Origin of the sequence: Paenibacillus sanguinis 2301083 = DSM 16941 (genome assembly GCF_000374825.1) — a bacterium.
In the GTDB taxonomy this organism is placed as follows: domain Bacteria; phylum Bacillota; class Bacilli; order Paenibacillales; family Paenibacillaceae; genus Fontibacillus; species Fontibacillus sanguinis.
Genome location: NZ_KB895378.1, coordinates 128,026 through 141,785, shown reverse-complemented (window position 1 = coordinate 141,785; position 13,760 = coordinate 128,026). Strand labels below are relative to the sequence as shown.

Annotated in this window: 8 protein-coding genes and 1 riboswitch; of the genes, 7 read left to right on the top strand and 1 reads right to left on the bottom strand. The window is 53.4% G+C overall.

Annotated features, from left to right (window positions below; all coding sequences use genetic code 11):
- Nucleotides 1-99: 99 nt before the first annotated feature.
- Nucleotides 100-588, top strand: coding sequence for a low molecular weight protein-tyrosine-phosphatase (locus C557_RS0106725; RefSeq protein WP_018751075.1), 489 nt, complete (start codon nucleotides 100-102; stop codon nucleotides 586-588).
- 197 nt (nucleotides 589-785) lie between these two features.
- Here the strand turns inward: C557_RS0106725 and C557_RS0106715 are convergent, their stop codons facing one another.
- Entirely contained in the window at nucleotides 786-6,215 is a 5,430-nt protein-coding gene (locus C557_RS0106715) for a S8 family serine peptidase (protein WP_026263338.1), read from the bottom strand.
- Nucleotides 6,216-6,652: 437 nt separating this feature from the next.
- Nucleotides 6,653-6,763, top strand: a riboswitch (glycine riboswitch).
- A 178-nt stretch (nucleotides 6,764-6,941) separates the two neighbouring features.
- Between C557_RS0106715 and sdaAB the strand changes: the two genes are divergently transcribed.
- The 6 genes from sdaAB (at nucleotide 6,942) to C557_RS0106685 (ending at nucleotide 13,737) form a co-directional block, all read left to right on the top strand.
- Entirely contained in the window at nucleotides 6,942-7,610 is a 669-nt protein-coding gene (gene sdaAB / locus C557_RS0106710; RefSeq protein ID WP_018751071.1) for an L-serine ammonia-lyase, iron-sulfur-dependent subunit beta, read from the top strand.
- Between the two features lie 16 nt (nucleotides 7,611-7,626).
- Complete coding sequence (gene sdaAA, locus C557_RS0106705; RefSeq protein ID WP_018751070.1) at nucleotides 7,627-8,514, top strand: L-serine ammonia-lyase, iron-sulfur-dependent, subunit alpha; 888 nt, start codon at nucleotides 7,627-7,629, stop codon at nucleotides 8,512-8,514.
- Nucleotides 8,515-8,694: 180 nt separating this feature from the next.
- Nucleotides 8,695-9,384 (top strand): response regulator transcription factor, encoded by a 690-nt coding sequence (locus C557_RS0106700; protein WP_026263337.1) that lies wholly within the window; start codon nucleotides 8,695-8,697, stop codon nucleotides 9,382-9,384.
- The gene (locus tag C557_RS0106695) at nucleotides 9,381-10,421 is read left to right on the top strand and encodes a sensor histidine kinase (protein ID WP_018751068.1); all 1,041 of its coding nucleotides are present in this window, start codon (nucleotides 9,381-9,383) and stop codon (nucleotides 10,419-10,421) included. The genes C557_RS0106700 and C557_RS0106695 overlap by 4 nt, the downstream gene beginning before the upstream one ends.
- 113 nt (nucleotides 10,422-10,534) lie before the next feature.
- A complete protein-coding gene (locus C557_RS0106690) occupies nucleotides 10,535-11,230 on the top strand; it encodes an ABC transporter ATP-binding protein (protein ID WP_018751067.1) in 696 nt (231 codons plus the stop codon).
- Nucleotides 11,227-13,737 (top strand): ABC transporter permease, encoded by a 2,511-nt coding sequence (locus tag C557_RS0106685; protein WP_018751066.1) that lies wholly within the window; start codon nucleotides 11,227-11,229, stop codon nucleotides 13,735-13,737. Before C557_RS0106690 ends, C557_RS0106685 begins: the two co-directional genes overlap by 4 nt.
- Nucleotides 13,738-13,760: the final 23 nt, after the last annotated feature.

Below are 13,760 nucleotides of genomic sequence, written 5' to 3'. Positions count from 1 at the left end.
GATGTCGAGTTTACTTCGGAACCGCTTCGTGATCAAAAGATGACTTTTTGAACAACCTCTAATAGACGTTAGCAGACTGACGAAGGAAGAGGGAGAACCATGGATAACGACAATCAACAAATTGGAGTGTTATTTGTATGCCTGGGGAACATTTGCCGTTCGCCCATGGCGGAAGCCGTCTTTCGGCACTTGGTGAACGAAGCAGGCTTGAGCAGCCGGATTCTGATCGATTCCGCAGGAACCGGGAATTGGCATACCGGAAAGCCGCCTCATGAAGGGACTCGCCGTATTCTGGATCAATATGCCATCTCCTACGAGGGCTTGGCCGCCAGACAGGTGGCGGTGGGGGACTTCTCGCGTTTTCATTATATCGTCGCTATGGATAATCAGAATGAGCAGGACTTGCGTGCCTTGGCCCGGAAGACCGATGCCAAAATCGTGAAGCTGCTTGATCTGGTCCCGGAATCCAAGCTTAAGGAGGTCCCGGACCCGTACTACACCGGGAACTTTGAAGAGGTCTATGAGATGGTACAGCAGGGGTGCCGCGCACTTCTGGAGCTGGTACGGCAGCAAGCGCCTCAGGCATAGGTAGCGATTGAGTTTAGCTATCCTTGCTCCTATAATCAGAAGCAGACTGATGGTCTGGCTCCTGATTATAGGAGCTTTTTTGCGGAACTGCTTAAGTGATTGAATATCAAAACAGCAAGCGCCGGGGAGGGAGTCCGTGTTATGGAACTGCCCTTGGGCGCTTGCTGTTTATTTATGAAGATCCGCTTGCTGGCGAATTAACGAATTACGATTCTATGCGTAGTGCTGCTCTCGGCGCCAGCGTTATCCGTGACGGTCAAGGTCACGGTATACGCTCCGGCGGCGGTGAAGCGATGATTGACCTTGGGCCCGAGCTTTTGCCCGCCATTGCTGAAGCTCCAGCTATAGCGAACGATTTTACCATCAGGGTCCAAGGATTCAGTACCATCAAATGGAACTACCTTGTTTCTCGCTGCGTGGTTCACTGCGTTGATGATGGCAACGGGTACTTCATTGCCGCCTGATCCCGGTTCACCTGGGCCTTCTCCCGGACCACCGCCAGGAGCGCTGACGAAGAGACGTCCCGGGGTTTGGAAATCGCCCTGATTGCCAGCGGCATCGCGCACGCTAATGACAATCAGCCCACCATCAAGCACGAGTGAAGCGGGCGTAGTATAAGTTCCTTCATAGTGTCCTGGCATGGTCTCGGTAAGTGGAATGCCTCGCTCGCCTCCGCCTCCGCTGAGCGACAGCGGCAGTTCAATGCGGAAGGAGGCATCAAGTCCTGGAACGCTGTCGAAGGAAACAGGCAGCACTTCTCCGGCGTTCAGGTGAATATCTTCTGCAGGAGCCAGATTCGTAATCTCCGGCAGAGCCACGTCTACATAAACCGAGCGGGTAACCGTGGTGGTGTTGCCTGCTTGGTCTGCAGCTGTAATTGTAATGATATTCTCACCCGCATCGATCAGCATCCGGTAAGCAAAGGCGCCGCTAGCTTCAAACGGAACCTCCTGATCGTTGATCGTCAGGCTGCGGAGGAATTCATCCAGGGCAGAGCCCGTTACATTCAGCACCTCCGAGTTGGTTCGGAAGCCGTCGGCTGGAGAAATGGCATCCAGCTCGGGTGCGGTGGTGTCAAGTGTGACGGTAATCGGCACTGAGCGATCCGTTGTCTTCCCGTTCACGACGATTTCGGCAGAAAGCTCGTTTGCACCTTCGTGCAGCTGGATTGGAATGCTGAATTCACCATTCTCAACGGCTCCCTCTCCAGCCAATTCTGTACCGTTGTACAGCTTGACATCGGCTTCGGTTGCCGGTGAAGTCCCGGTTACGGTAAAAGAAGCTGCATTGGTGAAGGAATCGGGCTCCGGTGAGTTGATGACCGGAGCATTAACCGGATAGCGGACGATGGCGCGAATCATATAGTTGCCGCTGTCTTCTTCGGCCAAGCTCCAGTTGCCACTGACACGTTGCCAATTGCGAAGCGAATTAGGGCTCGTCTCATCAGAAGCCAGTCCCGGAGCGCTCGTTCCAGCCAAGGTCTGGATGTAGACGATGTAGAAATCACCCTCTACGGTAACTGGCTCCGGCAGCTCCAGCACGGTCCATTGGTCGTTCCGCAATGCTGTGGCATCGAACGGTCCAGCCAGCTGCCGTCCCGGAGAGCCTTGGGGACCTGAAGCATCAAATACAGCATATTGGAACGACGTTCCGCCTGGTACAGGCCATTCTGTATTCCAGAAGCGAATGGAGGCACCCGTTACTTGGGTTGTGTCGTACTCCGGAGTCATACGCACTGCCCAGGCATTGCCTGCAGCGTTAAAGGACCAGGCATTCTCTGCCGTACCGTCGTCATAGGCGATTTGACCCGGGAACCCGATGAACGGCTTGAGGGTTAGCGAGCCATCGACCGTCTCATACGGAGGCACAGTTAATGACAGGGTATCGCCGTAGTAGTCAGCGGCAGTCACCGACAAGGTGTATGTGCCTTCCAGCACCTCCAGCGAGAAGCTGCCATCCGGTCCGGTCGTTTGCGACGGAACCCCGGCATCCTCAAGGACTAGCACGGTTGCGCCAGAGATGGGCTCGCCACTGCGTTCATCGGTGATCGTACCGGTAATTTGTCCCTTCGGGATAGCCTCCAGATTAAAGCTGGCCCTTGCATTTACCTGATCGGCAATCGTCACTGCCTGGGTCTGTGGATAATAGCCATAGGCCTCTGCCTTCAGCGTGAAGTCGCCAGCCATGTGATTCAGGCTGTACCGTCCGGTAGCGGAATCGGTCTTGACTGACCGTCCTGTCTCCAGCACAGTCACCGTTGCGCTGGCTGGCAGGCTGCTCGGGCCAGGCCCGCCGACTTGCTCGCCCTGCTTTACGGCTTGCTCGTATTCACTCTTATCAGTACGCATCAGCTTGTAGGCCGGGCTGCCTTTCTCCACCTTATCTGTCTTTCCCGCCTCAAGCGGCTCAGCCACGATATCCCCGGTTATGCGGCTTGCCGGTGTAATTGCGCTCAGCACCTGGAAGTTGTCTATATACCAGCCCGTCTTGACGACGCTGCTGTCTGTCTTCAGACGGAAGCGGAGCTTGACGGTCTCCCCGGCATAATCGTCCAGACTGTAATAAGCAGGTGCCCAGGCTTTGCCCGTCGTGCTGTGGGAGAAGCGGCCCAGCTCATTCCAGGATTGCCCGTTATCGCCGGTGATTTCGACATAGCCAAAATCGTAATTGCTTTCAATTTCAAACCAATGGTCAAACAACAAGGTCACATGCTCTTCAGCACCAAGATCGATAGCTGGAGAGACCAGCGAGTAGTCAGCACTGTTCTCATAGGTACTGTCGAGGTCAGTGGCCCATACGTTAGGAGGGGAGAGGGCGCTGGTTGGGCCGGGCGCGACAGGAACACCCCGCTCCCATTCATCACGGGTTCCTGCGTGTGTCCAGCCATGATCATCGCTGCCATCAAAAGCATCGCTGAAAATGATTGCTGGACGTTCAATAGTCAACTCGACCTCGTCTGACTTTGCACTTTCATTACCGCTGTAATCCGTGGCGGTGACTGCATAATAATAAGTGGCATCCGCCTCGGTTGTCGTATCGGTATACGCAGTGCTCTCCGTTGAGCCGACCACTTCATATCCCGAGCCGGAAGCGATGGAACGGTATACCGTATACCGCTTCACATCCTCATCCCCGGAAGGAGCCCAGGACAACTCCACGCTGCCGCTGAAGTTCACGGAGCCGCGCAGCTCGGAAGGAGCGCCGGGAGCAATGTCATCCGGAGCTTGCAGTGTAAGATCGTCCAGATACCAGCCTGCCCTCTGAGCGGAGGTATCGCTGGTCAAGCCAAATTGAAGATAAACTTGTTCACCTGCGTATTCGCGAAGGTCAACGAATTGCGTCTTCCAACCGCCGCTTGTCCCCGTGTATTCGGCTGCCGGAACGAAAGCATAGTCCGTTTGAAGGGAGGCGATATACAGAGTGCCGAAGTCGCGCCCCTGCTCCAGATCATACCAATGCTTGAAGGACAGCAGAGCCCCTTCCGGGCTATCGGTCAAATCGATCGGCGGGACCAGCAGATAGGAATTGGCTTCGGCTGTGTAGGTGCCACTCAGATTGGTGGCATAGACCTTCTCCCCGGAATAGGCGCTTCCCGGGCCGCTGACTGGCGTGCCCCAAGCCCATGTATTTCCAGTGCCTCCACTGGTAAAGCCCAGTACATCCGCTTCAAAATCCTGAATATACCCTGGAGTGATGCCCGTAGATACGGTGACCTTGTAAGGCTGGCTGTCAAAGCCATTATTGCCATAATCGTTCACCCGGATGTAATATTCCAGACCGCTACTGCCAAGCAGGAAGGACGGCACGGCGGCTTCATATTGTCCATCCTTCTCATTGCCTGAGACCCGAATGGCCGGAATATATAAATAATGGCTAGTGCCTGCTTCTCTGGCGTAGAATTCCACCGATGTGACGGCAACGTTATCTCTGACACGCGCCGACAATGGCACATCAAAGCCTTCATAGACCAGTGTTGGCGGGGTATGCTCCAGCACAGGCTCCTCAAGATCATCACCGCCGACAACTACGCGGCCTGATACGGTTCCAATTCCTTGCAGTACAGAGCCAACCGCATCGAGAGCATTAACGATGCCGTGCCCGTAGCCGTTATTGGGAACTTGCGTGAACTGCCCGTCTGTACGAGGCGCTGCTGTACTGGTGATGATATCCTCCAATTGATCCACGGTCAGGGAATGGTTGGCTTGCAGCAATAAGGCAGCAATGGCGGTGGTATGCGGTCCGGCCATGGAAGTACCGTTCCAGCCGCCTTCGTAACCGCCACCGGGAACAGACGAGCGGATATTAACGCCGGGAGCGGCTACCTCAGGCTTCACTTCTCCGTAAGGGGAAGGCCCCAGCAAGGAGAAGCTGGCCAGGTTGCCATTAATGTCTGTGGCTCCTGTAGCGAAGGCTTCCGGATAGTTGGCGGGATTGGCTACTGAGCCAGGACCACCCGGATTGTTGTTGTTAACATTGCCCGCAGAGAATTCGGGGAAGATTTGGGCATCCCGCCATGCTTGAACAATAGGGCGAAACCATTCGTCGACGCCGGGACCGCCGCCCCAGGAGTTGTTGACGACATCGGGAGCCAGCTCGGGATGCAGGTTGCCTTCAGCATCTACCGGAGCCAGCAGCCATTGCCCACCGTCAAGAATAATGGCGTCCGTGGTGCTTGGGTTGAAGATGCGCACGGCAATCCATTTTGCCCCCGGCGCAACCCCGATCTGATTAGAGCCGTCCGGCTCTGCTCCAACCATGGTTCCCATGGTATGTGTGCCATGGCCATCCGTATCCGCCGGCAGGGATGCGCCGCTATGCGGATCGTACCAGTGCAGCTCGGGGTCGACGATATTGCCGGAGGCGTCGAAGCCACGCCATTTGCTCTGCAACGCGGGATGATTGTAATCCACCCCGGTATCCAGATTGGCTACGACAATACCTGTTCCGTCGATGCCCCTATCCCATACCTGAGGGGCCCCGACCTGGTCGATATTCCATTCGACACTGGCCGGGCTTGGCGAAGCCGGATCAGCATGGGTCGCTTCCTCCACCTTGGAGGAAGTGGCGTCCGGTGCGGATTTATCAATTTCTACCTTCTGCAGGTAGCGCTCTTCATTGGGCAAGATTTTCTCCACTTCGGGGAAAAGGGCGATTTGCTCCAGCACCTCCTCGGTGCTTGTCACGGCGATGGCATTTACGATAAAGTAGCTTTTGTACTCCTTCACCTTGCCAGCTTGCCGGGCTTTTTGCAAATAGCTATCCAGCCCCTGCTGGGTACGGGAAGCGGTGGCGCGCAAAGCGCTGACAACGGAGCTTCTAGCGGCTAGCTTGGCCGCCGAAGGCGTGGCCTTCTCTAGCTGCGCCTTCTGCAAAGCCTGCTTGGCAACGGAGGCTGTATCCGTTTGTTCCTTGAATTTTACGAGATAAGTCACATAATCATCCTGCTTGAACAGGGCTTGCAGCTTGTTATCGATTTTCGCTTCGGCAATTTGGGGAGCATTTGCCTTCAGATTGATTTGGCCCGCAGCGTCGGAGCTTTCGGCATAGGTCGAGGGAAGAAAAGTAAGCACAAGAAGGACCGACATACCGAGTGAGAAAGATTTGCGGAATTTTCTGAATTTAAACAACTTTTCCACTTCCTTTACTTGGTTTTGTGCTTTGGACATGTTCTGATGGTTCCATCAAGTTGCGGACTTGTTTGGACTTTACTTGGATGTGGGGTAACGACATGAGGGCAGTGAAGCAGATCATATGTTTTTTTCGATCACCTCCTTAAACATAGAGTAGTGATTCGATTTTCCCATAGTCTGGTTGTGAAGGAATTCTAACATGAAATAAACGTTAAATTTCCTTTTTTCGTAAAATGAGGTATAAATCGAGGTGATAGAGCTAGTATATATCTGTAAAATCAAGGTTACAAGTATTAATTTATGAAAAATATACATTTTCTCTCATAAAAATAGGGATATTTTACTAATTTCTCTTAAACTTTCGCAAATGTGTGTTAGCTATCTTGACATTTGTTGGTTTACACTTTAGATTTGGTTATAACAGGATATTGCGGATGAAGATCTTGGGAGAGTCTGCCCGAATGTGTGGCGGCACCGAAGGAGCAAGGAGACGGCGATGCAACCCGTCACCCGAATCTCTCAGGTACAAGGACCAGGATCGGACGCCACTCTGGAGAGAGCGTTAAGCCACCCAAGAGGTACGTGCCACTGCAACGAGAACTTCGTCAGTGGCGTTAAACTTTCAGGTAACGGGGACAGGGAGAAGGGCAGCAGCCTTTTTTCCTGTCCCTTTTAATTTGGAGACGGCCTGAGGGCAGTCTCGACATTCGGGAGAGATCAACGATGCGTTTCAAAAATGTGTTCTCTATTATTGGACCTGCGATGATTGGGCCATCCAGCTCGCACACGGCGGGGGCGGTACGAATCGGGAGGTTTGCGCGGCAGGTATTCGGCGGTCAGCCGGATATCGCAGATATTTGCTTCTACGGCTCTTTTGCCGAGACTTACAAAGGGCATGGAACAGACCTGGCTGTAGTGGGAGGAATCCTTGACTATCGTACAGACAATGAAGGAATTCGTGAATCCCTGCAAACGGCAGAGGCTCAAGGAATCGAGGTGCGATTCTCCACCGGAGTCCTGCCCACGGCCCATCCCAATACGGTCAAGATTTTGTTGTCGAACAAGGAAGGCCGGCAATCGGAGGTGATTGGCGCCTCCATTGGCGGAGGAACCATTGTAATTCGCAGCATTGATGGCTTCGAGGTCAAGAGCTCGGGCGAGCTGCCAACTCTGATCGTGGCTCATGCCGACCGGCAGGGCGTACTGGCGGGCATCACGGCATTATTCAGCCATGCTGATGTCAATATTGGTTACATCACGACAGATCGGAAGGGAAGAACGACCGAGGCATTGACGGTTGTAGAGGCCGACTCCGGTATCCCCGCGCAGCTTGTGCAGGATGTCCAGCAACTTGCGCATGTTAGTCGTGTATCCTATATACATCTGAAGTAAAGAAAGGATGGGACCGATGCGGTTTCGGAATTTACGGGAATTAGTAGATTTATGCGAGAAGGAATCCAAGACCATTTCAGCCATCATGATCGAGGATCAAGCGGCGGAAAGCGGCCAGACACAAGCGGAAGTGCTTGCTGCGATGGGTGAATATTATCAGATTATGAAGTCGGCTGTGCATAAGGGCTTAACAGAGGACATCACCTCGACAAGCGGATTAACCGGAGGGGATGCCAAGCGGGTTGATCAATACCGCAAGGCGCAGCAAGCTTCCGTCGGAGACAGCGCCAGTCAGGCGATGGCCTATGCCTTGGCGGTATCTGAGGTGAACGCCTCGATGGGGCGGATTGTGGCTACACCTACGGCAGGATCGTGCGGAATTATACCGGGTGCCTTCGTCAGTGCACAGGAGCGCTTTGGTTGGGAGGATGAGCATCTGGTTCGTGGTTTATTTTGTGCCGGGGCTATAGGGTATGTTATTGCCAACAACTCCTTCATTTCCGGAGCAGAGGGCGGCTGTCAGGCCGAGGTAGGCTCCGCCATCGGGATGGCGGCGGGTGCCATGGTTGAACTGCGAGGAGGAACCCCGGAGCAAGCGGTGCATGCCGTAGGGCTGGCGCTCAAAAATACGCTGGGACTGATTTGCGATCCCGTCGGAGGTCTGGTGGAAATTCCTTGCATCGTGCGTAACGGCTTTGGTGCAGTGAACGCCTTGGCCGCGGCGGATATGGCTTTGGCCGGCGTTCGCAGCGCCATTCCGTCCGATGAAGTCATTGACGTGATGCTGGAGGTAGGCTTAGCGATGCCAAGCCGACACCGGGAGACAGCTCAGGGAGGGCTGGCCCAGACACCAACCGGTCGTAAAATTATGAAGGAACTGCGCAACTCCAAGCAACCTCTATAAGGGAAGAGCCTTTGGCTGTCTCCCGTTCAGGACCGTAACCTCATATGGAGGGGAGGTCCTTTTTGCGTATGGCTGGCATTGGCGCAGCAACATATCTGTTATTCTTTTACCGTCATAATTGTGTATAATGTTTGCGGAATTAGCAATCGCGTTATGTGGAATGGAAGGGATGAAGCAGCCATGACGAATATCCTGATCGTGGAAGACGATATGAGCTTGAATAAAGGGATTGCACTTACACTGGCCCGCGACGGGGTTGTGGCGGAGCAGACATACACTTTGGCTCAGGCGAAGGAACGGTTTGCACGGGGCGGCATTGATTTGATTGTTCTTGACGTGCGCTTGCCCGACGGAAGCGGCTTTGATTTTTGTGCGGAGGTAAGAGCGTCGTCTCAGGTACCGGTTATATTTTTGACCGCCAATGATTTGGAGCCTGACATCGTGACCGGTTTTGAACTGGGCGGGGATGATTACGTAACCAAGCCATTCAGCTTAATGGTATTGCGCTCACGAGTGATGGCAGTGCTGCGCCGATGTGACCCGGGACGAGAAGATAAGCTGCTGGCCGGGGAACTGTCGCTTGATTTTGGGAGAATGGAATTTCGCAAGAGTGGGCAAAGCCTTTCGCTTAGCGTGACAGAACAAAAGCTGCTGAAGATGCTTGTGGTTCATCGCGGACAAATCCTTACCCGGGAGCAGTTAATTGAAGCAGTATGGGGGCAGGATTCGGCGTTTGTGGATGAAAATGCGTTAACGGTAACGATCAAGCGGCTGCGCGCCAAGCTGGAAGAGCAGCCTGCTGCGCCAAAATGGATCAAAACCGTCTATGGTCTGGGGTATATGTGGACGGAGGAGGGGGGACGATCATGAAGCGAATAGTCATCCGGTTAAGCTTTGGCCAAATCTATGTCTTGCTGTTTGCGCTGCTGGCCGTATTATGTGCGGGTTGCGTGGGAGCGGGCGGGATGCTGGCAGGAGCAGGCGGCTCGTTTATCCAACTGGCTGTTTCCTTTGGCGTTGCAGCGGTGCTGCTGTCTGCCTTGTTCGTCTGGGCGTTGAAGACGAAGGTCACCGCCATATTTGCCAAGGTGGACGAGATGATCGATGCGGCGATGAGCGGACGGAAGCGGCAAACCGGTTACGAGGAGACGAAGCTGTCATCATTGGAGCATAAGCTGTATCGGTACATGCAGCTTATGCAGGAACGGGAGCGGCAAGTACAGGCTGAACGGGGACAAATTCAAACGCTGGTATCCGATATTTCGCATCAGACGAAAACGCCGCTGGCAGGTATTCGGCTTTACAGCGAGCTGATGGGAGAGCTTCCACAGCTAGAGGAACAGGCGCGAATGTATGCGGCTGAAATTCAAGCCGGGGCCGCCAGGCTGGATTGGCTGATTCGATGCCTGTTCAAGCTGTCCCGACTGGAAACAGGGCTAATCACGATTCAGCCCCGCTTGTCTTTGCTTACGGACACGATCAAATCTACGGTCTCCTCAATTCAGGCTGCGGCAGCCAGGAAGGATATGGATATTCAGATTTCCTGCCCTGAGGTCATCTATGCCATGCACGATTCAAAGTGGACCGGAGAAGCACTGTTTAATCTGCTGGAAAACGCCGTGAAATACACCCCTAGCGGTGGGGAAATCCTGGTCACTGTGCAAGAAGGGGAGATGTTTGTCCGTATCGATATTGCCGATACCGGACCGGGTATCGCAGAGAGTGAGTGGGCCCATATTTTCCAGCGTTTCTATCGAAGCCCAAGGGTTGCGCAAGTGGAGGGCATCGGTATTGGACTCTATCTGGCCCGGGAGATTGTGATGGCCCAGGGAGGGTACATGAAGGTCATGTCCAAAGAGCAGCAAGGCTCCGTCTTCTCCGTCTATCTTCCTGCTATTCTGACCTGATGTGGAATGTGACAAGGGCGTTACTTTTGAGACACGGTACAGTTAGATTGGTTTGCTAAAGTGGGTTTGTACCCGAAAGGGACAGACTTTGTTAAGCATAGGAGGTGGCGGGTATGCCTATCGTGCAAACCATACAGTTGAAGAAGCATTACGGCCAGGGAAGCACCGTGGTCAAGGCGCTGGACGGTATCAATCTCAGCGTTGAACGGGGAGAATTTGTAGCCATTGTCGGAACCAGTGGAAGTGGAAAAAGCACGTTGTTGCATATGCTCGGCGGGCTGGATCGGCCGACGCAAGGCCAGGTGTTGATTGATGACCATGATTTGTTCGCTATGGATGATGAGGAATTAACGATTTTTCGGCGCAGGTCGGTTGGCTTTATCTTTCAGAGCTATAATTTGATTCCGATCCTGAACGTCTATGAGAACGTGGTGTTGCCTATCGAACTGGATGGGGCGACAGTGGATCAGGCCTATGTGGATGGCATTATCTCGGCGCTGGGGCTGGAGGGGAAGAGAGATCGTCTTCCATCCAATCTGTCTGGCGGACAGCAGCAGCGGGTGGCTATTGCCCGTGCGCTTGCGACCAAGCCGGCTATTGTGCTGGCAGATGAGCCAACCGGCAATCTGGACAGTAAGACCAGCCAGGAAGTGCTCATTCTGATGAAGCAATTAAGCGAGCGGTTTGGGCAAACGATTGTGATGATTACCCATAATGAGGAAATTGCCCTGATGGCAAATCGGGTTATTCGGATTGAAGACGGGCTGGTTCAGAATCGCTCCAATGTTACCGGGGAGGGGCAGAAATGATTGCCACGAACAACCGTCAGGCCATTCGACGCCTTGCTGGTCAAAGCTTAAAGGCGAACGTTGCCCGGAATATCGTTATTATCTGTGCCATCGTATTGACGACGCTGCTGCTTACGTCGGTGTTCATGCTGTCTTTTAGTCTGAACGAATCCATGCAACGAACCCAGATGAGGACGTCGGGCAGCGACTTCCACGGCAGCTTTAAATATTTGCCTTCCGAGGAGGCCGAGCTGATCCTTCAGCATCCTCTGATCAAGGAATACGGCAAATCGCTTATGGTGGGGCAGGCCGTTGGAGAGAGCTTCCGGGATTACCCGATGGAGATTAATTATATTGACCAAAATGAGGCCAAGCACAGCTTCATTCAATTTACAGCCGGAGGCTTGCCCGAACGGGAGCAGGAAATTGCTCTCAGTGATTGGGTCCTCCAGCGGCTTGGCGTGATCCCCGAGTTGGGGGCCAAGGTCAAGCTGGACCTTGATATCCACGGACAGATCGTAAGCAAGGAATTTATAGTCTCCGGCATATACCCCTCGGATAAAAATCTGCCCATGGCGGCATTGGCTTTTGTCTCAAAGCCATTTGCCGACAAAAATCTGGCCCACATTGACCCCAGACAATCGCGACTGCAGGGCAGCTATGAAAATACGACCCGACTGGATGTCATGTTCAGCAATTCGCTGGGAATCGAGAAGAAGCTGCAACAAATTTTGGCGGATACCGGGGTGGATGCTCCCTATGGAGTCAACTGGGCTTATAGCAGTGTAGGTTTGCAGGAGGACCCGGAGAACGTAGTGCCGTTCATCGTCCTCATTCTCGTCATTATGCTGAGTGGCTACCTGCTAATCTATAATATTTTCCATATTTCTGTAGTAAGGGATATCCGGTTTTACGGATTATTAAAAACCATTGGCACCACGCCACGTCAATTGCGTCGCCTGATTACGATTCAGGCACACCGGTTGTATCTTCTGGCGTTTCCCTTTGGTCTTGCTCTGGGCTACGGGCTGGGGGTCTGGCTCATGCCCTTGGTATTGCAGGCTTCTACGGAGCGGGTGGAGTCAGCCTTGTCAGCGAATCCGCTGATCTTTGCTTGTTCGGCATTGTTTGCCTATGTAACGGTACGTGTAGCAGCCAGCAAGCCAGCCCGAATGGCTGCGAGAATCGCACCGGTCGAGGCGGTGAAATTCGCCGGAATCGGTAGCCGCATAGGAGGGGGAAGCAAGCGGTCCACGCATGGGGCCAAGGTTTACCGCATGGCGTTTAGCAATCTGCTGCGGCAGAAGAAGAAGCTGTGGCTGATGCTGGCCTCCTTGTCGCTTAGCCTGATTTTGTTCAATATCATCTTTACCGTCATCTCTTCGTTCAGTATCAATCAATATCTGAACAGCTTTATCGCAGGCGATTTGGTGGTCAAGGAAAATGGCGCTGATTCAAGCGGCGGAGCAGAGATCGCGTTAACAGAGGAACTGTGCCAGCGCCTGAGTGAGGTCGAAGGGGTCGTCAGTGTGGATAAAGTGTACTACAGCTCCGATACCCTGAAGCTGAATACGGGAATTCGCCAAATACTGGAGCCGCTGGCGGCCAGAGAGGACCCGGAAGCACCCGTATTATCCTCGATCCTTGAGAGAGGCGAGGTTCCGTTGCAGCTTCATGGTCTTGATCCAATATGGTACGGCGTAGTTGGGCCGCGTGATATCGTAGCCGGCAGCTTTGACGCCAAGCGCTTTGCGTCAGGCGATTACGTGGTGATCACGGAAGCGCTGCTTGGTTCAGAAAAATATGCTAGCTATTACCAGCCGGGGGACAGCTTTATGCTAGATACCGGGAAGAGCTATGAGGTGATGGCGGTGCTGCAATCAGACGGGCTGTATGCCGCGGGAACACAATTTTACGAGCTTGGCGGGTTTAATGTGTATTGGCCGTCCCAGGAATTCGTCAACGTAGTCAAGGATCCGGTGATCTTGTCAGCGACCGTTAATGCGGAAGCCGGGAAGCAGGGGCAAGCGGAAGTGGCTGTTCGATCAATGCTGGACTCCAGTTCTAGCCTGATGGTCAAGTCCCGGGAGGACTACAAGGAAGAAATGCAAAGCTTCATCCGTATTTTCCAGACGATTGGATATGGATTAAGCCTGATTATTGCCTTAATCGGTATTTTAAATTTTGTCAATACGGTCATTACGGGCATGCTCTCTCGCCGGAACGAATTCGCTATTCTGGAGAGCATCGGCATGACCCGCAAGCAGTTGAAGAGTATGCTCATGTATGAAGGACTTTATAGCGTAGCTTTGACCGGACTGGTAGCTGGCACAGCAGGACTGGGCTTGACTTATGCGGTGGCTAAAGGCATATCCTCCAATCTGGCCTTTACGCAATTTCAAATGCATCCACTGCCTTTGCTTGGCACGCTGCCGGTGCTGGCTGTGTTGGCCTTGATCGTCACCTTGGCCGCTTATCGAAATATGTCCAAGTCCACGATGGTGGAACGGTTGCGGGAAGCCGAATAATACAGGTGAGCAAGCTTGTACTT

What these genes read in the sequence shown, in the direction of transcription:
- C557_RS0106725 (WP_018751075.1), top strand. Translation starts at nt 100, where the DNA reads ATGGATAACGACAATCAACAAATTGGAGTGTTATTTGTATGCCTGGGG.
- sdaAB (WP_018751071.1), top strand. Translation starts at nt 6,942, where the DNA reads ATGCGTTTCAAAAATGTGTTCTCTATTATTGGACCTGCGATGATTGGG.
- sdaAA (WP_018751070.1), top strand. Translation starts at nt 7,627, where the DNA reads ATGCGGTTTCGGAATTTACGGGAATTAGTAGATTTATGCGAGAAGGAA.
- C557_RS0106700 (WP_026263337.1), top strand. Translation starts at nt 8,695, where the DNA reads ATGACGAATATCCTGATCGTGGAAGACGATATGAGCTTGAATAAAGGG.
- C557_RS0106695 (WP_018751068.1), top strand. Translation starts at nt 9,381, where the DNA reads ATGAAGCGAATAGTCATCCGGTTAAGCTTTGGCCAAATCTATGTCTTG.
- C557_RS0106690 (WP_018751067.1), top strand. Translation starts at nt 10,535, where the DNA reads ATGCCTATCGTGCAAACCATACAGTTGAAGAAGCATTACGGCCAGGGA.
- C557_RS0106685 (WP_018751066.1), top strand. Translation starts at nt 11,227, where the DNA reads ATGATTGCCACGAACAACCGTCAGGCCATTCGACGCCTTGCTGGTCAA.